The 8,111-nt window shown below is 61.7% G+C and carries 9 protein-coding genes; 2 read left to right on the forward strand and 7 right to left on the reverse strand.

Annotated elements, in window-relative coordinates; all coding sequences use genetic code 11:
- The 7 genes from WBV42_RS04615 to WBV42_RS04645 form a co-directional block, all read right to left on the reverse strand.
- On the reverse strand, positions 1-324 hold a 324-nt coding region (locus tag WBV42_RS04615; RefSeq protein WP_423984988.1), incomplete at its 3' end, for a M81 family metallopeptidase.
- Positions 325-382: 58 nt separating this feature from the next.
- Positions 383-619, reverse strand: coding sequence for a hypothetical protein (locus WBV42_RS04620; RefSeq protein ID WP_423984989.1), 237 nt, complete (start codon positions 617-619; stop codon positions 383-385).
- Positions 616-1,497 carry a carbohydrate ABC transporter permease gene (locus WBV42_RS04625; RefSeq protein ID WP_253225880.1) on the reverse strand — a complete coding sequence of 294 codons (882 nt, stop codon included), beginning with the start codon at positions 1,495-1,497 and terminating at the stop codon, positions 616-618. Before WBV42_RS04625 ends, WBV42_RS04620 begins: the two co-directional genes overlap by 4 nt.
- The gene (locus WBV42_RS04630; RefSeq protein WP_423984990.1) at positions 1,487-2,425 is read right to left on the reverse strand and encodes a carbohydrate ABC transporter permease; all 939 of its coding nucleotides are present in this window, start codon (positions 2,423-2,425) and stop codon (positions 1,487-1,489) included. Before WBV42_RS04630 ends, WBV42_RS04625 begins: the two co-directional genes overlap by 11 nt.
- Before the next feature lie 2 nt (positions 2,426-2,427).
- Positions 2,428-3,699 (reverse strand): sugar ABC transporter substrate-binding protein, encoded by a 1,272-nt coding sequence (locus WBV42_RS04635; RefSeq protein ID WP_423984991.1) that lies wholly within the window; start codon positions 3,697-3,699, stop codon positions 2,428-2,430.
- A gap of 141 nt (positions 3,700-3,840) precedes the next feature.
- Positions 3,841-4,977, reverse strand: a complete 1,137-nt coding sequence (locus WBV42_RS04640; protein ID WP_423984992.1) for an ABC transporter ATP-binding protein — start codon at positions 4,975-4,977, stop codon at positions 3,841-3,843.
- Positions 4,978-5,020: 43 nt separating this feature from the next.
- Positions 5,021-6,088, reverse strand: a complete 1,068-nt coding sequence (locus WBV42_RS04645; protein WP_423984993.1) for a Gfo/Idh/MocA family protein — start codon at positions 6,086-6,088, stop codon at positions 5,021-5,023.
- A 103-nt stretch (positions 6,089-6,191) separates the two neighbouring features.
- Here WBV42_RS04645 and WBV42_RS04650 point away from each other — a divergent pair, with 103 nt between their 5' ends.
- Positions 6,192-6,995: a sugar phosphate isomerase/epimerase family protein gene (locus WBV42_RS04650; RefSeq protein ID WP_423984994.1), complete on the forward strand. Its 804-nt coding sequence runs from the start codon at positions 6,192-6,194 to the stop codon at positions 6,993-6,995.
- A gap of 49 nt (positions 6,996-7,044) precedes the next feature.
- Complete coding sequence (locus WBV42_RS04655) at positions 7,045-7,743, forward strand: PIG-L deacetylase family protein (protein WP_423984995.1); 699 nt, start codon at positions 7,045-7,047, stop codon at positions 7,741-7,743.
- The last annotated feature ends 368 nt before the right edge of the window (positions 7,744-8,111 follow it).

An 8,111-nucleotide genomic window follows, 5' to 3' on the forward strand; every position in this document is an offset into this window, starting at 1 on the left:
ATCCCCGTCGATGTACCTCGAGCCGTGCAGGTCGAGACAGACACCGTCCACGGGTTCGCCGTCAAGTCTGGAGACGAGTTCGTCCCGCATCCACTCGAACGCGCTCGCCTCGACGGTCGGGGCCGGAAGCGCGCTCGCGCCCACCGTCGGGAGGATATCGACGTCCGCGCGTTCGAGTTCGTCCACGATGCCGCGGATCGAGCGGCCGACGTGCTCCGTCGTCAGGAGGTCGGCACCCGTCGTGGTCGAGAACGTTTCGAGTCCGGTCCGCCCGTCAGCGAACGTGTTCGTTTCGTGGCTGATGGCACCGACGGCAACTTGCATGTCCCCAGTCTCTCGGGAAGCCTCTTGAGTGATACCCCTAGAATAAAAAGCGGTCAGGTCAGTGCGGCCACGGCCGCCACGGCCAGAAGAACGCGAGGAACGCCATTCCGAGCAGGAGGAACCCGCCCACCTTCATCAGCGGCCCCGCGTCCATCTCGTCGCGGACGAACGAGAGATACAGCAGTCCCACCGCGGCGACGAAGAAGACGAGCGCGCCGCCGACTACCGGTTCGTTGCGCCCGGAGTAGCCGAGACGCAACAGGACGGTGAACAGGGGGACGGAAAGGGTGGTCATCCCTTCCCTCCGGTCAGCGCGATTCCCTCCATGAAGGTACGCTGTGCGAGCAGGTAGGCCGCGATGACGGGCAGCGCGGCGAGCACGACCGCCGCGAGGAGCTGACCCCACTGTGAGCTGTACTTACCCGTAAGCAGGCCAATGCCGACCTGAAGCGGGTACATCGCCGAATCGTTGAGGATGACCAGCGGCCACAGGAACGCGCCCCAGACGAAGATGAACGTGAACACGCCCAGCGACGACAGGGCGGGTTTCGCCAGCGGCAACATGACCCGCGTGTAGATCTGAATCGTGCTACAGCCGTCCATTCTGGCCGCCTCGATGAGCGAGTCGGGGACGCCGAGGAAGAACTGTCGCATCATGAACGTCCCGAACGGGTTGGCGACGTACAGCACGATGATGGCCCAATAGGTGTTCGACCAGTTGAGCGCGTTCATCTCCAGATACAGCGGGACGAGCACGACCTGCGGCGGGATGACGAGCGTCCCGATGACCAGCGTGTAGACGAACGACTTCCCCTTGAAATCACCCTTCGCCAGCGCGTAGCCCGCGAGCGTGTCGAGCAACAGGGTGAAAAACACCACGCCGACCGTCAGGACGAGGCTGTTGAGCACCCAGCGGTCGAGCGGGTTCTGCAGCCAGACGTTCACGTAGTTGGCGAACGTCGGATGCGACGGGATGATTTGGTGAATCGTCGTGAATATCTTGTTTTCGGGTTTCAGCGACGTGAGAAACGCCCACAGGAACGGAATCGTCATGATGGCGCTCATGACGATGAGGATTCCGTGGGCGACCCATTTCGCGAGCTTGTCGTACCGCGAACCCTCGTACTCGACACTCGGCTGGTCGTCCTCGAAGTCGAGGTCCTTAGTAGCCAACGTCGTCACCCCACGTGCGCTGTTGGAGGACGCTCAGTCCAAACACCAAGAGGAACAACACGACCGCGATGGCGCTCGCGTAGCCCATCTCGAACTGCTGGAAGCCGGTCTGCCAGAAGTAGTAGACGATGGTGTACGTGGAGTGGACGGGACCGCCATTGGTCATCACGTACACCTGCGTGTAGACGCGGAACGAGAAGACGAGCGTCACGACGAACACGAAGAACGTCGTCGGCTTCAGCAGCGGCAGTGTGACGTAGCGGAACCGCTCCCAACGGTTCGCGCCGTCGATGATAGCCGCCTCGTACAGGTCGTCCGGGATTCCCTTCAGCCCGGCGAGGAAGATGACCATGTTGAACCCGATATGTTTCCAGATGCTCATGAGGGCGATGGACGCCAGTGCCGTCTTGGAACTCTGGAGCCACGAAAGCTGTGGGAGACCGATGGTCCCCAACATCGTGTTCAACAGCCCGTACTGCGGGTTGTAGATCCACGACCAGATGAGCGAGACGACGACCCACGAGGTCACGACGGGGAGGAAGATAGCTGCGGAGTAGAACTTCGTCCCGCGCAGGTTCATGTTCAACAGTAGCGCCAAGCCAAGTGCGATGGGAACGTCGAAGACGAGGAGGGCAAGACTGTAGCCAGCGGTGTTTATCAACGCGTCCCAGAATATCGGGTCTTGTACCAGCCGAACGTAGTTGTCGATACCGACGAACGGATGGGATCGAGCCAACGGCTCCCACTGGTGTAGGCTCACGTAAAACGCGCCGAGGAACGGGATCAGCAGGACGGCGGCGAAGATGAACACCTTCGGGAGAACGATGGCGTACCACGACAGGTCCGTATCGGCGTTGCCGACGGTGAGGCCGGAAACGAATCCGTTGAGACGGTCCCGAACGCCCGTGGTTCCCTGAGATTGTGACATTGTTAGAGGAGTTTGTTGATGTCGTTAGCGGCCTTGTCGAGTGCCTTTTTCGGGTCCGTTCCCTGCCACATCGCCTGTGCCTGCTTGTGGACGGAATCCCACATCTTCGACACGTCGGGGTGACTCGGGAAGGGAACGGTGTTCTCCATCTCCTGTTCGACGGGTTTCAGCTTCGGATTGTTGTCGATGAAGTTCTTGAACTCGTCCGAATCGTAGGCCTCCTTCCGCCCCGGGAATCCACCCATCGATTTGGTGACCTTCTTTTGAACCTCCATGGAGTTCACGTAGTTCAGCCATTCGAGACCGACCTCCTTGTCCGCGCCGCCGCGGTTCGGAACGGTGTAGAACACGCCCGCGCTCCACGTGTGGCTTTTGTCGATCTTCGGGCCGCTAGGGTACGGGATGTACTGCCAGTCCAGACCGCTATCGCGCAGTCGCGGGTAGTTCCACGACCCGGCGAAACACATCGCCACTTCCCCGGCGAGGAAGTCCTCGATGGCTTGGCTACTGCCGGAGTTTCGGGTGATGACGGTCTTGTCCTCGACCACCCTCGGCTGGAGGAATTTCGCCGCTTGAACCGCCGCGTCGTTGTTGATGATCGCCTTCGTCCCGTCCTCGTTGAGGTAGCCGCTCCCGTTCGAGAGCGCGAAGCAGTCGAAGCCCTCACCGGCGGACATGGAGAACGCCGCCTTGTTCTTCTTGGCCAGTTCGTCGATCCACGAGCCGAACTCGTCCCAGCTCGGACGGTGGGTCGGCTCGGGGACCTCCAAGCCCGCTTCCTTGAACTTCTTCTTGTTTATCGCTACCAAGCGACAGTCGGCGTACCACGGGACCGCCCACAGCGTGCCGTCGTAGCTGGCGTTGTGGCGTGCGGCCGAGACGTAGTCGTCCGGGTTGAAACCGTTCTTTTCTAGGTTGAGTGCGACGCCCTTGTCGGCGAACCGCGGCACCCACAAAACGGACAACGCGAGGCTGTCCGGCGCGTTGCCGGCGGGAATCGCGGTCGTCGCCTTGGCGAGGTAATTCTCGAACGGGTAGTACTCCCAACTGAGGTCGGATATCTTGTCGCTCTGTTTTGCGAGTTCCTTCGCCTGCTTTTTGCGAATCGGCGAAAGCCCAGGGTCGTTCCACGCCCACAGCGTTCCGGACTTTGCGCCGCCGTCGCCGTCGCCGGAGCTGCCGGGCATCATGCCGGAGCAACCGGCGAGGCTTGCTGCGCCGACCGAACCGGCCAGGGTGAGAACGTTACGTCGAGTGAGGTTTCTGTTGCTCATACCGCTCTGACCGAAGAACGATGCTACTCCATAATAAATATTTGCCATAGGGTACCAAATACCATTCTAATCTAGCCAGTAATCGGAGGGAAGTCAGGACGATCCGATTGTTTTACCCGGAGCCGAGTTGTTTTTCGGAAATTATGCGCGAGCGTCGACGTTGGTGTCGGTCGCGGTCGAGACGCTCCTCGTCTTGACGGTTTCGCCGGTGTCGGGGTCGAAGAGGTGTATTTTGTCCTCGGGGAAATCGATGGTGAGCGTCGTTCCGGATTCCACCATCCGCTCCCCGGAAAGCGTCACCGTACACGTCTGGTCGCCGATATCGACGTAGGCGTACGTGAGCTCGCCCATCGGCTCGGTCACCGAGACGGTCGTCGAAATCGCTCCCGGCTCGTCGGCTGGGACGGTTTCGATGCTCTCCGGGCGGATACCGAGCGTCATCCGTCCCTCGTAGCCGACGAGCTGCTCGCGCGCCTTCGGCGAGAGGTCGTACCGGAACGTGTCGTGGACGAGCGCACCGTCGACGTAGTCAACCTCGAAGAAGTTCATCGACGGCGACCCGATGAACCCGGCGACGAACCGATTCGCGGGTTCGTAGTAACATTCGAGCGGCGTTCCGAGCTGCTGGAGTTTCCCGTCGTTCAGGATGGCGATCCGGTCACCCATCGTCATCGCTTCCGTCTGGTCGTGGGTCACGTAGATGGTCGTGATGTTCAGGTCCTGCTGAAGGTTCTGTAGCTCCGTCCGCATCGTCGTCCGGAGCTTCGCGTCCAAGTTCGAGAGCGGCTCGTCCATCAGGAACACTTCCGGTTCGCGGACGATGGCGCGGCCGAGCGCGACGCGCTGTTGCTGGCCGCCGGAGAGTTCGCCCGGTTTCTTTTCGAGTATCTCCTCGATGCCCATCATCTCGGCGACGTCATCGACCCGACGCTCGATTTCGTCGGCCCCCATGTCGGTGGACATCTTGAGACCGAATCCGATGTTCTTGCGCGCGGTGAGGTGCGGGTACAGCGCGTAGTTCTGGAACACCATCGCGATGTCCCGCTCGGTCGGGGGTTTGTTCGTGATGTCGGTTTCGTTCAACAGGATGTTGCCGCCGGTCGGCGATTCGAGTCCGGCGATACAGCGAAGCGTCGTCGATTTGCCGCACCCCGACGGACCGACGAAGATGAGGAACTCCCCGTCGTCGATGTCGATATTCAGATCCTCGACCGCGACGATCGACCGGTCCTCGTCGAGAAACTCCTTCCGGAGGTTGCGTATGTCTAACTTACCCATACTGAGGCACTACTGATGGCCTTTGTAACCAGCCGTAATAAATTCATAGGGTGGTACCGGCGTTCGAAACGTCGACCGGGGTCTCGACCGTCGTACGGACCTTCTCACCCGTTTCCGCCGCCTCGCGGGCCGCGAGCGTCGCGTCGAGCGTCGCGGCGGCGTCGTCGAAGTCCGAACGGATATCGACCGATTCAACGTCGTTCGTCCGGCGCTCGCCGTGATCGGTCGCCGACGCACGAAGGAACGCCTCGAACTCCCGTCGGTACCACTCCCCGTCGCCATCGTACTCCACGGGTTCGCCATCGACGGTTCCCGTGAGCGAGTGATCCATGTAATCCAGTTCGAGGACGGCGTCTTCGGCCGCGATACGCACCTCGAACCGCGGCGTCGGCGACGCACAGGTCGACGAGACGTGCGAGACGGCACCGGAATCGTGGTCGAGCGTGACCGAGGTCGCGTCCTGAAAGTCGATGGTCCCGACGAGCAACCCATCCGTTCCGCTGCCCGTCGCCGCCACGACGTCGCCCGCCAGATATCGGTGGAGGTCGTAGACGTGGGTGGACTGTTCGACGATCTGTCCGCCGGAGTAGCGCCGTTCCCGCCACCAATCGGACTCGGGGACTGGGACCCAGTAGGTGCTGTCGATGTGGCCGATTCGTCGGCCATCGAGGAGTTCCCGTGCATACTCCGTGATCCGTGCGTATCGACAGACGTAGCCGACGTGCGAGAGGCCTTCGCTGTCGGCTAGATGTCGGGCCGTCTCGCGTGCGTCCCCCATCGAGAGGGCCACGGGTTTCTCGATGAACAGGTCGAGGTCACGGTCGGCCGCGGCCCGCTCGTACTCCCCGTGGGCAAACGGCGGAACGGCGATGACGAGCGCGTCGAGCGATTCCGACTCGATCAGTTCGACGCCGTCGGTGTACACGGTCGCTCCTCGTGGACCGGCGGCGGCGCGCGCCGTTTCTCCGTCGATGTCCGCTATCGCCGCTAGTTCGATATCGCACGGCGCTCCGTCTTCCCCGACTGTCCCCGACTCGACCACCGCGTCGAGCGTTTCCAGGTGAATCGATGCGATGCCACCGGCACCGATGAATCCGACACTGTGTGTCATGTGCCACCGTGTCTGGTGCGGGGTGTGTTAAAGTTAACTTCGATAAAACAACACCAAGACCGGCACAAACGTATAAATCACCGCAAACGAGAGGCTAGGAGTGATGCGGTTTGCACTCAATCAGATGGGGTTCCTCGAGGAGGGGTTGCTGGAAAACGCACGACTCCTCGCGGACGCCGGATACGACGGTATCGAACCGAATCTCACGGCCGACGGTCCGCTGTGGGACGACGAGTTCGTGGAGGAATTGGCCGACGAACTGGAGCGACTCGGACTCGACGTTCCGGCGATTTCGACCACGCTTCACTGGGAGCGCCGGTTGTCCGCTGCGGACGACGAAACGCGCACCGCGGGTCTCGAAGCGGGCGAGCGAATGATCGAAGTCGTCGAGAAACTCGGTGCCGGTGCGGTGCTCATCGTCCCGGCAGTCGTGGACGAACGGACGCCCTACGACGAGGCGTACGACCGCGCGCTCGACTCGGTTCGGGCGTTGGCGGCGAGCGGTGCCGACCGCGGCGTGACGGTCTGTGTCGAAAACGTGTGGAACGACTTCCTGTTGTCCCCGCTGGAGTTCGCTCGGTTCGTCGAGGCGGCGTCCGACGCCGGACCGGTGGGCGCGTACTTCGACGTCGGGAACGTCAAGCGGTTCGGCTATCCAGCCCAGTGGATTCGGATCCTCGGGGAGCACGTCGAGCGGGTTCACGTCAAGGACTATCGGACGGATATCGACACGATGGAAGGGTTCACCTATCCGCTGGAGGGTGATATCGACTGGACCGCGGTAGACGAGGCGTTGGCGGAAATCAGCTACGACGGGTGGATAACGGCGGAGGTGTCCCCGTATCGGACCGCACCCGAGCGACTGCCGCCCCGGTTGCGCGCGGACCTCGAGCACCTCTTTTCGTAGCACACCGGCGACACAATATTTATTACCCGCTTGGAGTAGGTTCGTGTGTATGCATCTCGTAGCAGTAGTTGCACATCCGGACGATGCCGACATCTTCTGTGGCGGTACCCTCGCAAAGCACGCCGAACGCGGCGACGACGTGACCGTCGTCTACATGACGCGCGGCGAGTACGGCGGGTTCGACACCACCGAGTCGGCCGTCGCCGCGACTCGTGAGAAGGAAGCCGAGGCGGCGGCGGAGACGCTCGGCGCGGAGACGGCGTTCCTCGGCTTCGAGGACGGGCGGATCACGTACTCGATGGAGAACAGGCTCCGGCTCGTCGAAGCGCTCCGCGAGCACCGGCCCGACGTCGTTCTCACGCATTTCAGCGACGACATGCATCCGGACCATCGAGCCACCTCGCGGTTAGTGACGGACGCGTACTACATGGCCGCACTGCCGCTGTTGGAAACGGACGACGAACCGTGGGAACCCGACAACGTCTACTACTTCGGCAAGGCGACGTCGTCGTTCGAACCGGAGGTGTACATCGACATCAGCGAACAGCAATCGATCAAGGAGGAGGCCATCCTCGAACACGAATCGCAGGTCGAGTGGTTGAACGAACACGGCGGCGTCGATTCCGAGTTCGAGGACATACTGGCGGACGTGAGGGCTCAAGCGCGCGTTCTCGGACGGACGCGCGGCGCAGGGTTCGCCGAGGGATTCGTCCCGCTGCACGAGCGGGCGTCCGAGTTCCTCGACTGATACCGACCGCATCTTTTCATCGTGAAGGAAAACGAGACGACGGTGAGTCTCGCCGCCGGGACGGACCCCGAGTACGAATCCAAACTGACAGGTCATGAGTGTGAAAGACACACATACCATTACAGAAATATGGTCGTAATGGGATACAGGTGAAACGAGGGGGGAGGGGGCTGTGGAGGCGGACAAAAAACCGTACGGAAGTCGGCCCCGTCGCACGAATCGAGGCCGACGGCCGGGACGACATCCCTCGAAATTCCAAAATTCAACGGTCGATTTCCCCGACGAATTTATGAGGAAGTAGCCGCAGTACTGTGTCATGACACGGCGTGACAGCCCACCGGAGAACGCGGACGCCCTCGACGGAGTGT

Source organism: Haladaptatus sp., assembly GCF_049589095.1.
Taxonomy (GTDB): Archaea; Halobacteriota; Halobacteria; order Halobacteriales; family Haladaptataceae; genus Haladaptatus.